This is a genomic window from Photobacterium rosenbergii, assembly GCF_003026455.1.
GTDB lineage: Bacteria > Pseudomonadota > Gammaproteobacteria > Enterobacterales > Vibrionaceae > Photobacterium > Photobacterium rosenbergii.
Genome location: NZ_PYMB01000001.1, coordinates 983,833 through 998,832, shown reverse-complemented (window position 1 = coordinate 998,832; position 15,000 = coordinate 983,833). Strand labels below are relative to the sequence as shown.

General features: G+C 47.6%; 13 protein-coding genes. 6 read left to right on the top strand and 7 right to left on the bottom strand.

Features of this window, described 5'->3' with window-relative positions:
• Positions 1 to 19: 19 nt before the first annotated feature.
• The 3 genes from C9J01_RS04810 to C9J01_RS04800 all read right to left on the bottom strand — a co-directional run bounded on the left by C9J01_RS04810 (position 20) and on the right by C9J01_RS04800 (position 3,228).
• The gene (locus tag C9J01_RS04810) at positions 20 to 1,264 is read right to left on the bottom strand and encodes a quaternary amine ABC transporter ATP-binding protein (RefSeq protein ID WP_107296946.1); all 1,245 of its coding nucleotides are present in this window, start codon (positions 1,262 to 1,264) and stop codon (positions 20 to 22) included.
• Positions 1,257 to 2,156, bottom strand: a complete 900-nt coding sequence (locus C9J01_RS04805) for an ABC transporter permease (protein WP_107296945.1) — start codon at positions 2,154 to 2,156, stop codon at positions 1,257 to 1,259. Before C9J01_RS04805 ends, C9J01_RS04810 begins: the two co-directional genes overlap by 8 nt.
• 82 nt (positions 2,157 to 2,238) lie before the next feature.
• A complete protein-coding gene (locus tag C9J01_RS04800) occupies positions 2,239 to 3,228 on the bottom strand; it encodes an ABC transporter substrate-binding protein (RefSeq protein WP_107296944.1) in 990 nt (329 codons plus the stop codon).
• A gap of 368 nt (positions 3,229 to 3,596) precedes the next feature.
• On the opposite strand from C9J01_RS04800, the gene C9J01_RS04795 reads away from it, so the two are divergent.
• The gene (locus C9J01_RS04795) at positions 3,597 to 4,601 is read left to right on the top strand and encodes a S66 family peptidase (protein ID WP_107296943.1); all 1,005 of its coding nucleotides are present in this window, start codon (positions 3,597 to 3,599) and stop codon (positions 4,599 to 4,601) included.
• A gap of 26 nt (positions 4,602 to 4,627) precedes the next feature.
• On the opposite strand, the gene C9J01_RS04790 is transcribed toward C9J01_RS04795, so the two are convergent.
• The 4 genes from C9J01_RS04790 to C9J01_RS04775 form a co-directional block, all read right to left on the bottom strand.
• Complete coding sequence (locus C9J01_RS04790; RefSeq protein WP_107297428.1) at positions 4,628 to 6,643, bottom strand: acetoacetate--CoA ligase; 2,016 nt, start codon at positions 6,641 to 6,643, stop codon at positions 4,628 to 4,630.
• 49 nt (positions 6,644 to 6,692) lie between these two features.
• Entirely contained in the window at positions 6,693 to 7,340 is a 648-nt protein-coding gene (gene maiA / locus C9J01_RS04785) for a maleylacetoacetate isomerase (protein WP_107296942.1), read from the bottom strand.
• A gap of 56 nt (positions 7,341 to 7,396) precedes the next feature.
• Positions 7,397 to 8,428 carry a fumarylacetoacetate hydrolase family protein gene (locus tag C9J01_RS04780; protein WP_107296941.1) on the bottom strand — a complete coding sequence of 344 codons (1,032 nt, stop codon included), beginning with the start codon at positions 8,426 to 8,428 and terminating at the stop codon, positions 7,397 to 7,399.
• Positions 8,429 to 8,508: 80 nt separating this feature from the next.
• Positions 8,509 to 9,648: a homogentisate 1,2-dioxygenase gene (locus C9J01_RS04775; protein WP_107296940.1), complete on the bottom strand. Its 1,140-nt coding sequence runs from the start codon at positions 9,646 to 9,648 to the stop codon at positions 8,509 to 8,511.
• A 390-nt stretch (positions 9,649 to 10,038) separates the two neighbouring features.
• Here C9J01_RS04775 and phhA point away from each other — a divergent pair, with 390 nt between their 5' ends.
• The 5 genes from phhA to C9J01_RS04750 all read left to right on the top strand — a co-directional run bounded on the left by phhA (position 10,039) and on the right by C9J01_RS04750 (position 14,954).
• Positions 10,039 to 10,881: a phenylalanine 4-monooxygenase gene (gene phhA, locus C9J01_RS04770; protein ID WP_107296939.1), complete on the top strand. Its 843-nt coding sequence runs from the start codon at positions 10,039 to 10,041 to the stop codon at positions 10,879 to 10,881.
• Between the two features lie 9 nt (positions 10,882 to 10,890).
• The gene (locus C9J01_RS04765) at positions 10,891 to 11,235 is read left to right on the top strand and encodes a 4a-hydroxytetrahydrobiopterin dehydratase (RefSeq protein ID WP_107296938.1); all 345 of its coding nucleotides are present in this window, start codon (positions 10,891 to 10,893) and stop codon (positions 11,233 to 11,235) included.
• 158 nt (positions 11,236 to 11,393) lie between these two features.
• On the top strand, positions 11,394 to 12,728 hold the full coding sequence (locus C9J01_RS04760; protein WP_107296937.1) for a paraquat-inducible protein A: 1,335 nt from the start codon (positions 11,394 to 11,396) through the stop codon (positions 12,726 to 12,728).
• Positions 12,721 to 14,367, top strand: coding sequence for an intermembrane transport protein PqiB (gene pqiB / locus C9J01_RS04755; RefSeq protein WP_107296936.1), 1,647 nt, complete (start codon positions 12,721 to 12,723; stop codon positions 14,365 to 14,367). Before C9J01_RS04760 ends, pqiB begins: the two co-directional genes overlap by 8 nt.
• Entirely contained in the window at positions 14,367 to 14,954 is a 588-nt protein-coding gene (locus tag C9J01_RS04750; protein ID WP_107296935.1) for a PqiC family protein, read from the top strand. Before pqiB ends, C9J01_RS04750 begins: the two co-directional genes overlap by 1 nt.
• The last annotated feature ends 46 nt before the right edge of the window (positions 14,955 to 15,000 follow it).

Below are 15,000 nucleotides of genomic sequence, written 5' to 3'. Positions count from 1 at the left end.
CGTTACTGTGAACCTTCCCTCAAGAGGCTTTATCCATCACTGGATGGATGCTGGAGTCTTCCTTTGTGGAAGGCTTAGCCTCGCTGACATCTGTGAAGATTTCCGCAACCGCACTACGCTCCAATTCACCTTGTAAATTGCCGTCTTCGTCAACCACGGGTAGCGAGTAATCACATGACATGGTGTCGGGAAGGACCTCTTCAATCACGGAATCTGGTGAGATGACTGGCACTTCTTCATAGATATCATCTTGAAGATCCTGGCTAGCATCAGTTTTGGCCGCATCGAGCAAACTCTCTTTAGTCACCACGCCTTGATAACCTTCATCTGTCACGTTGTAGGCGTAGTCTTGCTTGATTCGCTTCATCTCAACCAATGCTTCTTCAATTGTCTTGGCCGTGATGCGGTAAGCTGGTGGCTGCATCACGGTTTCGACAGTAAGTGCACGGGCTCGGTTAACATCCTTGACGAATGCTTCAACGTACTCATCGGCAGGGTGAAGCAGGATTTGGTCCGGTGACCCCTGTTGCACCAGTTCGCCATCTTTTAGGATCGCGATTCTATCGCCTAACCGCAGTGCTTCATCCAAATCGTGGGTAATGAAGATAATGGTTTTATGTAGCTTTTCCTGAAGCTCGATGAGCTGGTCTTGCATCTCGCTACGGATTAATGGGTCTAGGGCTGAAAATGCCTCATCCATCAATAAGATTTCTGCATCAGTGCTTAACGCCCGAGCAAGACCGACGCGCTGCTGTTGACCACCGGAAAGCTGGGCTGGGTATTGATTTTCATACCCTTTAAGGCCAACGGTTTCCAGCCACTCTGTTGCTTTCGCTAGCCGCTCTGGTTTTTTGATACCTTGGATCTCAAGCCCATAGGCAACATTATCAACAACGGTACGGTGGGGGAGAAGGCCAAAACGCTGGAAAACCATCGACATTTTGTGCCGGCGAAAGTTAACCAGTTCATCGGTAGACAGTTGCATCACATCGATACCTTCAACCAAAATTTGTCCCAATGTCGGGTCTATCAAACGGTTGAAATGTCGGATCAAAGTGGATTTGCCCGAGCCGGAAAGGCCCATAATGACAAAGATCTCCCCTTTGTTGATTTTTAGGTTGATGTCTTTAAGGCCAACCGTATGGCCGGTGTCATTGAGCACCTTATCTTTGCTTTCGCCACTCTTGACCCTGTCAATGACCGATGTCGGCTTAGGCCCGAATATCTTGTAAAGACCGCTTACTTCAATCAATGGCTCAGTCATGGGTAAGATCTCCTAAATGGGCCTGAGTACGCTTGGCATAAGCCTGAGATGCACGATCAAACAAGATTGCTAGGGCAACAATGGCAAGGCCATTTAACAACCCCAGTGTAAAGTATTGATTGGTTATCGACTTAAGTACAGGTTGGCCCAATCCCTTAACACCAATCATCGAGGCAATGACCACCATAGATAATGCCATCATGATGGTTTGGTTGATGCCGGCCATAATCGTTGGCATGGCTAAAGGTAACTGGACGCCTAATAAGCGCTGTTTCTTGTTAGCCCCAAATGCGGTCGCAGCTTCTAATACTTCTTTATCGACTAGGCGGATCCCGAGGTTAGTCAGGCGGATCACCGGCGGGATGGCATAGATAACAACGGCAATTAGGCCTGGGATTTTACCGATACCCAGCAGCATCACGACAGGGATTAAGTAGACGAATGCTGGCATGGTCTGCATCACATCCAACAAAGGTGTCACTGTGGCTTGTACGCGGTTTGAGCGGGCCATCGCGATGCCGATAGGGATACCCATCAAAATGGCGAGCAGGGTGCAGACCGTAATGATGCTTAAGGTCCGCATAGTATCCTCCCACATGCCGAAATAACCAATCAGAATGAGGGAAACAAAGCAGCCTAGAGAAAGCTTCCAAGAGCGACTAGCCGCATAAATTAATGCGGTACAGACGCCCAGCACGATAACCCAAGGGGTGGAAATGAGAAGCTTTTCAAACCAGACCAAGAAAGAAAGTAGGGGATCGAAGAAAGATTCGATGAGGTCGCCGTACTCGCGAGAGAAGTCGCGATAGGCGCCATCCAGTGATTTACGGATTGCGCGGAGATCGGAACGATCCATCTCCGGAAATTCACTAAGCCAATTAGACTCTGACATGTTTAATTCCTTTTCTTACCAGAGCCCCGAGGGGCTCTGGCGTACTACAAGGTAATCCTATACCTGAAATTGTAGATGCGGCTTATAGTGCGTCCTGCACTTTTTTCGCGACATCTTGTGGCACCCATTGCTGCCAGATCTGTGGGTATTCTTCGAGGAAGTAGAACATCGCCTCTTCACCATCAGCTTGGTTATCTTCCATCCATGCCAGAATCTGGTTCATGTCGGCATTGGTGAAACCACGTTTGGTGAAGTATTCATAAGCTTCTGGCGCGTTGGAAGCAAACTTCTCAGTGGTAACGGTATGAACGGGTGATGGCGGGTACATAGTTGTCTTGGGTGATTCACATTCAGCGTTAGTGGTGCATTTGACGAACTCTTCTTCATCAATGCCACTGCCGAAGTCGACTTTGACCATGTTGTATTTACCCAAAACGGCTGTTGGCGCCCAGTAATAGCCAAACCAAGGTTCTTTCCTCTCATAGGCTTTAGCAATAGAGCCTGACAAACCGGCCGCAGAGCCTGGGTCTACAATGACAAAGCCGGAATCATCTAGCTTCATCGCTTTGAAGAGGTTGCCAGCACTGATTTGGCAGTTCCAACCCGCTGGACAGCTATAGAAGGCTGATTTATCAGGATCTTCTGGGTGTTCGAACAGTTTGGCATGTTTTTCGATACCTTCGATGGTTTTCATCTCTGGGTATTTCTCAACCAAGTAAGAAGGAACCCAAAATCCTTCTTCACCGCCGTCAACTAGCGCTTTGCCTGCATAGCGTAGGCGCTTTTCAGCCACGCCTTTATCGAGAGCGTCTTTTAAGCTGTTGCTCCAAAGCTCAGGGGCTACATCCGGCTGGCCTTTTTCTATCATGGAAGTGCCGGTTGGCATGGTGTCGCCAGGGATCAGTTCAGCGTCACATTCGTAGCCGTGCTCTAAGATAAAGCGGTCGATGTTTGCGATAAGGCTGGCAGAACTCCAGTTCATGTCAGCAATAGTGACTTTCCCACATTCGCTGGCATTGGCATTCATAGCCAGTGCGCTTATGGCAAGCAGTAATGGGGTTTTGTATTTCATATCGAGTATCCTTCCTCAAATTAGGGTTCACCCAAACAATTATTAGTGTTCGAATGAGTTGCTCAATAAGATTGTATATGAATTGTGAACGAATGTGACAAGATTTTGTTTTTTAATTCGTAAGTTAACGGAATTAGGCTCTATAACCGCAATTGTTCTCTCATCTTGCTGCGGTTAGTTTGTTTTGTTGGTTTTGATATGTTTCGTGCTCTAATGAATTTTTTGTTTCGGAAATATGTCCTTGAGCTTGCCGTACTAGGCCAAGCTTTGTGACGGAGCTCTAAGTGTCTGTTAAGTAATAGGAAAAAAGTAAAGAAATAGCTTTATGATGGGTGAGTAATTTATTGCACCTATAGAGCGAGTCAAGGATGACAATTTTTCCCCCACCACTAAAACGCGGTGACACCATAGGTTTTTTCTCCCCATCTTCTCCTGCAACGTGTTTTGCCCCGAAGCGATACGAGAGGGCAACAGCATTCTTGCAGCAAAAAGGGTTTAACCTGAAAGCGGGCAACCTGACGGGGAAGTCAGACTATTACCGTTCTGGCACTATCCAAGCGAGAGCCGAAGAGCTAAATACGTTGATCCGTGACCCAGACGTTCGCTGCATAATTTCCACAATCGGCGGCAGTAACAGTAATGCCTTGTTGCCTTACATTGATTACGACGCGTTACGGCAAGATCCAAAGATCATTATCGGTTATTCGGATGTCACGGCATTACTGTTGGGGATTTATGCCCAAACAGGCTTAGTGACCTTCTACGGCCCAGCACTCGTTGCGTCGTTCGGTGAGTTTCCTCCATTAGTTGATGAGACGTTTGATTCCTTCGAGGCTATGCTTTGCCAACAGCAAAGCCTTCCTTACAACTACGTAATGCCTGAACATTGGACGGATGTGAAAATTGACTGGGAAAGCCAGAGTGAAGCTAAACAGACTCAACGAAATGACTGGCAATTTAACGGTAAAGGGGGGATAAAAGGCCGAGTCGTGGGAGGCAACCTCAACACGATGACGGGGATATGGGGAAGCTCATATATGCCCGAAATTAGGCAAGGGGATATCTTGCTAATCGAAGATAGCCTGAAAGGGATAGAGACGGTAGAGCGCTCATTTAGCCATTTGAAGTTATCGGGTGTTTTCGACAAAGTCTCAGCCATTGTGCTTGGTAAGCATGAGCTGTTTGATGATAAAAGCACAGGCCGCCAACCTTTAGACGTGTTAATGGAAGTCCTCAATGGACAAGCTGTTCCAATTTTAAATGGCTTCGATTGCTGCCATACCCATCCTATGCTGGTCACTCCCATCGGAGTAAAAGGCGAAATAGACTTTGACCGGCAGGTGTTTAGTCTTACTTCGCCTTGGTTGAAATAACCCCGTGAAATATTGAGCTATCGATGTTATGTCTTTAGCTCATCTCTATCCCTAAATTCTTCCAAAGACTCTGGGTTTGCCAGCGCCCCAACGTTTTTTACTGGCTGATTGTGAACGATATTGCGAACGGCCAGTTCGACTAGTTTGCCTGATTTAGTTCGGGGAACATCCCTCACGGCAAGGATCACCTCGGGTACATGGCGGGGCGAGCAGTGCTCGCGGATTTTCTGTTTGATGGTGGCTTTTAATTCGTCTGTCAGTACTTCAGTTTCGACCAGTTGCACGAACAAGATCACCCGCACATCTGCGCCTTGGTTCTGGCCTATCACTAGCGAGTCTTTGATTTCCTTTAACCGGTTCACCTGCCGGTAGATTTCAGCGGTACCTATTCGTACTCCTCCGGGGTTAAGAACGGCATCAGAGCGGCCATAGAATATCATGCCACCGGTATTGGAAAGGCTGACGTAGTCACCATGGTGCCAAATACCGGCATAGGTCTGCCAGTATGCGTTGTGGTATTTACTGCCATCAGGATCGTTCCAGAACCCGATAGGCTGGTTGGGAAAGCTATTGAGGCAAACCAACTCACCATGTTGTTGATAAACAAAACGGCCAAGTTCATTGAATACTTGCACATCCATACCCAGCGCCAACCCTTGGCACTCACCTCGATAAACTGGGCCTAACGGGTTGCCGATGGCAAAACAGCCGCAAATATCGGTTCCCCCTGAAATACTGGCTAGCTGAATGTCGCTGTGAATAGCATCATAAACATAATCAAACTGCTCGGGTGCAAGTACAGAGCCTGTTGAACATAGGGTACGTAGTGAGGGTAACTTCGTTTTGTCTTTAGGCCGGTATCCTTGTTTCTCTAGGGCTTCGAGGTATTTGGCCGAGGTACCAAATAAGGTGACTCCTTCCTTTTCGGCCAGTTGCCATAGCACGTTACCGTCGGGGTAGAAGGGGGAGCCGTCATAGAGAATCAGTGTCGCACCAGAGGCAAGTGCCGATACCAGCCAGTTCCACATCATCCAGCCGCAAGTGGTGAAGTAGAAGACTTTGTCACCTGCTCGAATGTCCGTTTGTAACTGGTGCTCTTTTAGGTGGTTGAGTAGTGTACCGCCAACGCTATGGACAATACATTTGGGGTTGCCCGTCGTGCCCGATGAATAAAGAATATACAGCGGGTGATTGAAGGGAACGGGGGTAAAACCAAGCTCACTGGGCACAGTGCTCTCGAGGATGTCACTCCAATAGTGATGATGAATGCTATCGGGGATGGCGGATTTACTCGGTTCAGCAGCTATAGACACAGAAGCTGGTATTTCGACTAGGAGCTCAAGTTCTGGGATGTTTTGACTTACCGCCACGACCTTATCGCGGTAAGAAATAGGCTTGCCGTTATACTGGTAACCTTGGGCGAACAACATCACTTTCGGTTTGGTTTGGCCAAAGCGTTCGATAACACTTTCGGCGCCAAAATCCGGTGAGGTTGAAGTCCATATCGCACCAAGGGAAGCAGTGGCTAGCATAGCGACGACAGCCTGAGGGATATTGGGTAGGTAACCAGCGACAACGTCACCTTTTTTGACGCCATGGTTATGGAGAAAGCTCGCGACTTGGGAGGTTTGCCGGTAAAGCTGTTGCCAACTTATGTGCTGTCGCTGATTTGGGTCGCCTTCGCAGTGAAAAATGATGGCATCAGCCGCAGCTCGAGTTCGCCAGTTTCGCAGCAAGTTCTCGGCGTAATTGAGCTTGGCATGCGGGAACCATTGGGTATCTTTTGCAGGTGTGCGGCTATCAGCAGGACAAAATGTTACGGGGGGCTTTTTCGCGCCTTCTACTTGGCAGAAATCCCATACCATGCTCCAAAACTCTTCACTATGGTTGACGCTCCAATGATGAAGTTGGTTGTAGTCATGATAGAGGGTGTTTTTTTTCTCACTCAACTTGACCATGAACTGATACAGCTTGCTATCGTGGATGCGATCTTTTTCTGGCATCCACAGCAATTTTGGCTGCTCGGGTTGTTGATAGTCCATACCGGAAGGTGCTGAGTTTACTGTTGATTTATCGGTCACAGTGCTCTCCTTATTGACTATCTGGGTGAGCTTGCTGGAAGGCAGGGAGTGCTAAGCATTTCTGTTCGATTTCAAGTAATCTCGGGTAATGCTTGGTTTCAAAGCCAAAGCGCTTAGCATTGTAAAGCTGGGGAATTAAGCAGATATCAGCTAGGGAAGGGGTATCGGTACAAGTAAACTGTGTTTTGTAGCGGCTTGATAGACTCTCTAGACTGAGTAAGCCTTGTTTTAGCCAGTGGTGATACCAAACCATCTTCTCATTTTGGTTAACGCCTAACTCACTATTTAAATAGTTGAGCACTCTTAGATTATTCAGGGGATGGATATCGCAGGCTACGATCAGGGCAATTTCCCGGCATTGTGCCTTATGCCAAGGATCGCTAGGCAATAATGCGGGCTCAGGGTAACACTCATCGAGATATTCGATAATGGCTAAAGACTGGCCCAATACCGCAGTGTCTTCTGCACCACTATCTGTAGTCTCCCCACGAGCAAAGCCGGGTACTAATTGGTTTGGATTGAGCGCCGAATAGGCGGCGCTGTTTTGTTCTTTATCCAGTAATGAGATAGCCACTTGCTCGTAGCTAAGGCCCTTTAGGTTCAGCGCAATTCGCACCCGGTACGATGCCGAGGAGCGATAGTAATCATACAGTTTCACGTTGTTATATCCCTAAGCATTTATGTTCGTGCCGCCTCTTACCCACCACGTTCTAATTATTGATGATGGTGTGGGTTATGGTGGTTTAAATCTTCATCATGGTAGCGATGTTGGTACTTAACCACGGTCTGTTCGATGGCACCGAAAATAGACTCTCCGTTGTTATCGAACATTTCAATCTTGACCGTATCGCCAAATTTCATAAATGGTGTTTCCGGGTTCCCATACTCCAAGGTTTCCAGCATCCTTCTTTCCGCCAAGCAACAAGAACCGCTGCTGCGATCCTTATTGGATACAGTACCCGAGCCTATAATTGTGCCAGCGCCGATGGCTCGGCTTTTAGCGACATGTTGGACAAGTTCAGCAAAGTTAAATGTCATGTCTGTGCCAGCATGGGGCTGTCCGAATAACTCCCCATTGAGGTGGACAGTAAGGCGATGGTGGAGTTTGTAGTCATGCCAACTGTCACCCAGTTCATCCGGTGTAACCGCGACGGGCGAGAAGGCCGAAGAAGGTTTGGATTGGAAGAAGCCAAAGCCTTTGGCGAGTTCACTTGGGATCAAGTTACGCAGTGAGACATCATTAACTAGCATAAGTAGCTTAATATGACCATGGACTTCTTCTGTACGGATACCCATATCGACATCATCGGTAATGATGGCAATTTCACCTTCAAAATCGATCCCCCATTGCTCATCTGCAACTTTGATCTCTTCTGTGGGGGCGAGGAAGCCATCTGACATCCCTTGGTACATTAAGGGATCGGTCCAGAAACTTTCTGGCATCTCTGCGCCTCTGGCTTTGCGTACCAACTCAACATGGTTGACGTAAGCACTACCATCAGCCCATTGATAGGCGCGTGGCAGAGGCGAGCTGCATAATGCTGGATTAAAAGGGAAGACATGCTGGGCCATACCGTCGTTGAGGTTGCGGTATAAGTGCTGCAAGTCAGCTTCGACTTGCTCCCAGTTATCTAGGGCAAATTGCAGTGTCGGGGCAATATCATGGGCGTGAACAGCCTGCTTCAGATCGCGGGAAACCACGATGAGTTGGCCGTCACGGCCATGGTTAAGTGATGCAAGTTTCACATTCGTCTCCTTAATGGCTTATTCGGCACGATCTCATTGATTCTGTATTGGATGAGATCTACTAAGTGGGTTACTCAGCGTTACTGCCCTTCCTTTATTCCTTTCCACGAAAACACATAATCTTTGTTTTCGGCTCCCTCGGGCAACGGGGCGACCTCCAGCGGCCAGCGGGCATCAATCATAACGGCGACTTCATCCGTTTCTTTCTTCGGTGCAGTCATGCTCGCTGCCAATGCTTTTGGGTGGGGGCCGTGGGAGAAACCACAGGGGTGATGAGTGATCATGCCGGCGTCGATATTGTCGCGGCTGAAAAAGTTCCCCCGGTGGTAGAAAAGCACTTCATCAAAATCATCATTGTTATGGTAGAAGGGGACTTTTAACGCATTAGGATCACTTTCTATGGGCCGAGGCACAAAGGTACAAATTACAAAGCCATCAGCGACAAAGGTAGTATGTGCTGATGGGGGAAGATGGTAGCGGTGACTCATCAAGGGCCTGATGTCTCGCCAGTTGAGCTTGAATGCTGTTAGGTTGCCTTTCCACCCTTGTGCGTCCAGTGGGTTGTAAGGGTAAGTGATAGTGTTGAGTTGATTACGGGCTTTAAGCTGCACTTTCCAATGCTGATGCTCACATTGTTGCTCGAGGAACCGATCATTGATTCGTGCGTATTCCAATACTGCCGGATCATAGACCGCATGCTGGCCGACTATGCCACGTTCTGCCATTTGGTAGGCACTATTAGACGCCTCAATCAACAGCATAGAGACGGGCTCTTTAGGCTCAATTCGCCAGCTGGTTGCTCTTGGCAAGACAATGTAATCACCATCGCGGAACGTCATATGACCGTAATCACAGAACAAGTCTCCACTTCCTTGGTGGAAAAATAACACCTCATCACCGTCACCATTCCGGGCGAGATCTTCCATCGCTCTGTCGCAATGCCACACCCTCATTTTGAGGTTGTTGTTAAACAAAATCAGTGAAGCATCCCAAGGAGATAGCCCTTCTGAAGGCATTTTGTTGGTGTCTATTGCTTTGGGGCGTAGTGGGCCATCCCAATCAATCCACCCAGTAGGCGGATGACTATGGTACATGTGGCTGGCAGGGCCAAAGAAACCTTCTCTGCCACATTCACGCTCGAATGTGCCTTCGGGTAAGTCACAGTGTGCTTGCCGAGAAGCCTCTCCTTCGGTGATAGGAAATTGAAACCATTGCCGCATTGCATATCCCTCGTAATGACAGTCATTCCAGATTGACTCTGTTAATAAAATGTTAGCTCAATGACTTAACTCTGGCGTACTCAGGTGGGCAAGGCAATTAATGACATGAATTCAGCCTCGGAATAGCTGTCCTTGATGATTTACAACAATTGCTTGGAAATCCACTGTTTATTGTGAATTTCCAACGCGTTGAAGTTAAAGTGTTGGCGATGGGGGTGTGCTACATGAAAACATGCAGGGTGTAAAATAAATGTTACATTTCGGGGAGGTTTCATTGCTGAGAACACCTTTTAGTGTCTCCGTTACCCGACCTAATCTAAAGGAAACGAACATAAATTAGCGGATTGCTTAGAAGCCAGGGTGAGGCAGTAACATAGATGAAGGTCAATTATGGGTAGCGGAACGAAATATATTTCTAAAAAACCAGACCAAGACGGGGTTGTTCATTGGGACAGCATGGAAAGCCTTGTTTGGCACGATTTGGTTGAGCGTCAACTCGCTTGCATTGAAGGGCGCGCCTGCCAAGCCTACATTGATGGGCTGGAATTATTAGATTTACCTCAGGATCGCCCACCGCAGCTGGCTGATATCAACTCAGTTTTAAAGGCATCGACGGGGTGGGAATGTGTTGCTGTTCCTGCTTTGATCAATTTTGACCGCTTTTTTGCTTTGCTAGCCAACCAACAGTTCCCCGTCGCGACGTTCTTACGCCGCAGGGAAGAATTTGACTATTTGCAAGAACCTGATTTTTTCCACGAGATTTTTGGCCACTGTGCCATGCTGACCAATCCTGCTTTTGCCGCTTTTACCCATACTTACGGAAAATTGGGAGCTAAAGCCAATTCTGCGCAAAGAGTATATTTAGCAAGACTATACTGGTTTACAGTTGAATTTGGGCTTTTGCAGCAAGTTGAGGGATTACGGATATATGGTGGCGGGATTTTATCTTCACCCGGTGAGACACAATATGCCCTGACGGGAAAAATGGATAGAGGCTCTTCAACAGAGAGTAAAACGAATAAATCGAGGCCGCTTTATAAGCCATTTGATCCGGTTGATATCATGCGTACACCTTATCGTATCGATATTATGCAACCGCTCTATTTCATTCTTGACGATATTAACCAGCTCTACGATTTGGCCCATCAAGACATTATGTCAATGGTCGTCAAAGCACAGCAACAGGGGTTACATCCGCCTTTGTTCGAAACAAAAATCAAGGACGTGGGATAAGGGGAACTGATGACAGAACTACATCAACTAAAATGTGAAGCATGCCATTCAGGCGCACCTAAAGTGACAGAGAACGAAAAAATAGCATTACTGGCTACGCTACCAGATTGGCAGGCGATTGAAGTGGATGGTGTTGAACAGTTGGAGCGCCTGTATACCTTCAAGAACTTCAAGCTCGCGTGGGCGTTTACTGACAAAGTCGCCGCGCTGGCTGAAGAAGAGTGTCACCACCCTGAAATCACACTAGAGTGGGGCAAGGTTAAGGTGCGCTGGTGGAGTCATGCGGCAAAAGGGCTACATAAGAATGACTTTATTTGTGCCGCCAAAACGGATCAGCTGTTGTCGTCCGAATAGCCTTTTCCGGCTCTTATTTCAGAGAAGCACTCGATTTAATCGGGTGCTTTTTCTGTTATGTGCTAATAACTTAAATATGTTCTAAGTAGAAAATTGAAGTATTATACCGCTCACATTATGGATGGCCCTGCTAGTTTGCAAGGTAGATTGAGGTACAAATGGGTGAACCACAACAACGACAAGCGCTAGTCGGCTGTGAAGAGTGTGGGTTGGTGGTAGCGTTGCCAGAGCTCAAAGATGATGAGAAGTCAGTTTGTCCTAGGTGCCACCACACATTGGTTAAACGCATCGCTCAGCCATTTCAGAGGCCACTTTCTTACGGCTTGGCAAGCCTTGTCATGCTGGTGGCTAGTGTCAGCTTCCCTTTTATGTCTTTTAGTGTGCAGGGCATAAGCCAAGAAATTACCCTGATGCATTCAGCGGAAATGCTCAGCGTATTCCAAAATAGCTTATTGGCATTATTGCTTCTTCTTACCGTCATTGTGCTTCCTGCATGTTATCTGCTCTCGTTGTTGTATTTGTATTTCCGTGCCGGGCAGCGAATAAGAAGGCCAGAGAAAAAACCAATTGCGTTCTGGGAAAAGCGTTTGTGTCGCTTGATGATCCGTATCGAGCCATGGCTAATGGTTGATGTATTCCTTATCGGGGTGCTGGTTAGCCTAATCAAAATTGCGTCGTTGGCGGATATCGGATTGGGGATTTCATTCTGGGCATTCTGCCTATATACCATGCTGGTGGTGAAGTGTGTTTCTATGGCTGACCGGACATGGTTGTGGCTGCAATTTCTCCCTCTAAAACCTCAGGAAGGCGTAAAAGCGGGCGATTGCCATAACAGCCAAAATCATATTAGTTGCCATGTTTGCTCACAATTAAACCCGGTAACCGACGAAAAACATGGGCGTTGTATTCGGTGTCATGGCCGGTTACATCCTTATGAGCCTCAGCAAATGCTGCAACGTTCATGGGCATTGCTCATTGCCGCCGCAATCTTTTTTATTCCTGCCAATCTTTACCCCATGATGTATACCGTGAGTTTGGGAAAGGCTGAAGGTTCTACCATACTTGGTGGGGTGGTGCTGTTGTGGCAGTTGAAATCGTATCCCATTGCAGCCGTTATTTTTTTGGCAAGTGTCGTTATCCCACTGGCTAAAATTATAGCGCTGTCTTGGTTATATATAGTCGCGGGGAAAGGCGGTAACCCTGATGAAAAGAAGGCAGTTCAGAAGCTGAAGATATACCGTATTACCGAATTAATCGGTCGGTGGTCGATGATTGATATCTTCGTGGTAGCCATCTTAGTAGCATTGGTTCAACTTCAGAACCTGATGGCAATCTATCCAGGCCCTGCAGCATTATCTTTTGCCTGTGTTGTACTGCTAACCATGATATCGGCAATGACTTTTGATCCACGCGTTTTTTGGCCAAAGGACTCGGCATTTGTCTCATCTGCAGGCTATGTAAACAATAATAAAGAGAAAAACAGTTATGAGTGAATCCTCACCCCCACAGGCAAAGAAAGAAGCCATAAAGCAAATCTCATCCATTTGGCTGGTGCCTGTCATTGCTGTCGGCATCGGTATCTGGATGTTGTTCCAGTTTATTACCAGCCAAGGCCCGGAGATTACCCTGAAAATTGATACCGCAGAGGGCATTGAGGTCGGCAAGACAGAGATTAAAGCGCTGAATGTTAAGGTCGGGGTTGTAACCGGGGTTACCTTGAACGAGGACTACAGTGCCATTGAAGTGACGGCTCAAATGGATAAAGATGCAGCCCGGATGCTCAAAGATGACACCTTGTTCTGGGTTGTGAAGCCGCGTATTGGAAAATCTGGGGTATCAGGCTTGGATACCTTGTTATCTGGGGCCTATATTCAGCTGCAACCGGGTAAAAGTGACAAAGAGCAACGTACCTTTGAAGTGCTGGATATTCCACCTGTCGCACCACCTGATGCAAAAGGGCTTCGGTTAATTCTAACCCACAACGAAGCGGGTAAATTGGGCGTTGGTGATCCTGTGCTTTATGAAGGCTTTACTGTCGGCCGTGTTGAGAATGTCACGTTTGATACAGAAACGAAGAAAGCCCACTACCAGCTATTTATCTTCGAGCCTTACAACAGCCTTATTCGTAAAAGTACCCGTTTTTGGTTGACGTCTGGCGTCGATCTTCAGATGTCTGCAGAAGGTTTTAACTTAAAGATTGGCTCTATTGAGTCATTGATCACCGGTGGGGTAAGTTTCCGTGTACCGAAAGGGCGTGAACCCGGTGAACTCATCACAAAAGAGAAGTCCAAATTCCGCTTATATAACAATATCAAGCAGGTACGGGAGCGTTTCTTCGAGGACTACCTTGAATACGTCATGTTGTTTGATGAGTCGGTTCGTGGTTTGAAACCGGGAGCCCCGGTTGAGTACCGTGGTATTCAAATTGGTACCGTGCGCAAAGTACCACTGGATATTATGGCCAGTGAGAAAAACTTCTCTAACCGTGAAATTCCTGTTCTGGTGCGTATCGAACTGGATAGGGTGATCGCCCATGTCCGTTACGATAACTTGGATATGCTAAAGGCCAGCCTTGAAGAAGAGTTTAAATACGGGCTACGGGGCTCGCTCAAAACAGCTAATTTGCTTACCGGTGCATTGTTAGTGGATGTGGGTGTATTTGAAGAAGAGGATAGCTATAAGCATCAAAACTACGGCGAATATGATGTATTCCCAACCAAGGCAGGAGGCTTTGCCCAGATCCAGAAAGAGATCTCATCAGTGCTGAAGAAGATCAACAACTTACCTGTAGAAGACACATTACTGACTCTCAACAAAACGTTGGAGAGCTCCCAGCGAACACTACAGGCCTCAGAGAAAGTTGCCAAGGAGCTGAAAAGTTTGCTGGCCCAGAAAGATACCCAAGCGATCCCTGGGGAAATCCGTCAAAGCCTGCAGCAAATTCAAGACACCCTCAATGGTTATAGCCCTGACGGTGCGCCTTACCAGAGTTTGGAGCAGGCACTGGTACAGTTTGAACAGGTCATGGCTGAACTGCAGCCGGTATTGCGCCAGATAAATGAAAAACCAAACTCGTTGATCTTCAGCGGAGAAAAAGCTGCTGATCCCATCCCAGTAGGAGGACGTCAATAATGTTAAAGGGAAGCTTGATGGCGTTAGTCCTGCTTGCTGTGGCAGGGTGCAGCTCGACCGAGCCTGTAACCAGAACGTATTTGCTGCCGGATCAAAGCAATGACTTGACTATGGCTTTTGCCAACAAACACCAGCCTGTGGTTATCGTTCGCCCAGTAGAGGTTGCCGAGCATTTAGCCGGTACAGGGTTGGTGTACCAAACCAGTGAAACTGAAGTGGTACAGGCGCAGCAGAACTTGTGGGCAGAGAGCCTTTCCCGCCAGTTAACTCGGATTATCACCCAAGATTTACGCCAGAAGCAGTCGAGGTATTGGTTTGATGAGCTGACCCCGGTGGTAAACAGCAGCGGATTGCCAAAGTTGCAGGTGAAATTCACCCAGTTCAACGGGCACTATAGCGGACTGGCACGATTGAGTGGGCAGTGGCTGTTAATTGGCGAGCAGGGTGAGGCTTTGGCAAGACAACCGTTTTTCATCCAGGTCCCTCTGGAGCAAGATGGCTATGATGCGCAGGTAAAGGCCCTTGCTGAAGGCGTTACTCGATTGACCAACCAGATTAGTCAGAGTATGAGTAGTTTAACCTTGTAACTGCTGTTTAAACCAAGCCTATCAGAATAAGAAAGAGCCCTCATTG

What these genes read in the sequence shown, in the direction of transcription:
- C9J01_RS04765 (WP_107296938.1), top strand. Translation starts at nt 10,891, where the DNA reads ATGACAGAACTACATCAACTAAAATGTGAAGCATGCCATTCAGGCGCA.
- C9J01_RS04790 (WP_107297428.1), bottom strand. Translation starts at nt 6,643, where the DNA reads ATGGACTATCAACAACCCGAGCAGCCAAAATTGCTGTGGATGCCAGAA.
- phhA (WP_107296939.1), top strand. Translation starts at nt 10,039, where the DNA reads ATGGGTAGCGGAACGAAATATATTTCTAAAAAACCAGACCAAGACGGG.
- C9J01_RS04810 (WP_107296946.1), bottom strand. Translation starts at nt 1,264, where the DNA reads ATGACTGAGCCATTGATTGAAGTAAGCGGTCTTTACAAGATATTCGGG.
- C9J01_RS04760 (WP_107296937.1), top strand. Translation starts at nt 11,394, where the DNA reads ATGGGTGAACCACAACAACGACAAGCGCTAGTCGGCTGTGAAGAGTGT.
- C9J01_RS04805 (WP_107296945.1), bottom strand. Translation starts at nt 2,156, where the DNA reads ATGTCAGAGTCTAATTGGCTTAGTGAATTTCCGGAGATGGATCGTTCC.
- C9J01_RS04775 (WP_107296940.1), bottom strand. Translation starts at nt 9,648, where the DNA reads ATGCGGCAATGGTTTCAATTTCCTATCACCGAAGGAGAGGCTTCTCGG.
- C9J01_RS04795 (WP_107296943.1), top strand. Translation starts at nt 3,597, where the DNA reads ATGACAATTTTTCCCCCACCACTAAAACGCGGTGACACCATAGGTTTT.
- pqiB (WP_107296936.1), top strand. Translation starts at nt 12,721, where the DNA reads ATGAGTGAATCCTCACCCCCACAGGCAAAGAAAGAAGCCATAAAGCAA.
- C9J01_RS04750 (WP_107296935.1), top strand. Translation starts at nt 14,367, where the DNA reads ATGTTAAAGGGAAGCTTGATGGCGTTAGTCCTGCTTGCTGTGGCAGGG.
- C9J01_RS04800 (WP_107296944.1), bottom strand. Translation starts at nt 3,228, where the DNA reads ATGAAATACAAAACCCCATTACTGCTTGCCATAAGCGCACTGGCTATG.